This window comes from Streptomyces sp. XY431 (assembly GCF_001279805.1).
In the GTDB taxonomy this organism is placed as follows: Bacteria; Actinomycetota; Actinomycetes; order Streptomycetales; family Streptomycetaceae; genus Kitasatospora; species Kitasatospora purpeofusca.
This window is the reverse complement of sequence record NZ_LGDO01000377.1, coordinates 1-327: the sequence shown is the minus strand read 5'-3', so window position 1 is coordinate 327 and position 327 is coordinate 1. Positions and strand designations below refer to the sequence as shown.

The following is a 327-nucleotide window of genomic DNA, read 5'->3' as shown; positions in this document are numbered from 1 at the left end:
GGCCGTTGCTCGCACCGTCCTGGTTCACCGCCGAGCCACGCACCACCGCCAGCACCGGATGCCCGTTGCGCCGCGCGTCCGACAGCCGCTCCAGCAGCAGCATCCCCACGCCCTCGGCCAGGCCGAAGCCGTCGGCGGCTGCCGCGAACGCCTTGCAGCGGCCGTCCGGGGCCAGACCGCCCTGACGGCTGAACTCCACGAGCATGCCGACCGTGGACATCACGGTCGCGCCGCCGGCCAGGGCCAGCGAGCACTCGCCGGACCGCAGCGCCCGTACCGCGAGGTGCAGCGCCACCAGCGAGGACGAGCACGCCGTGTCCACGGTGA

1 protein-coding gene is annotated in these 327 nt (G+C 74.6%); it reads right to left on the bottom strand.

The features are described 5' to 3' along the window. Positions 1-327, bottom strand: a 327-nt coding sequence (locus ADK60_RS26710; RefSeq protein WP_199839769.1) for a beta-ketoacyl synthase N-terminal-like domain-containing protein, incomplete at both ends; no start/stop codon positions are given.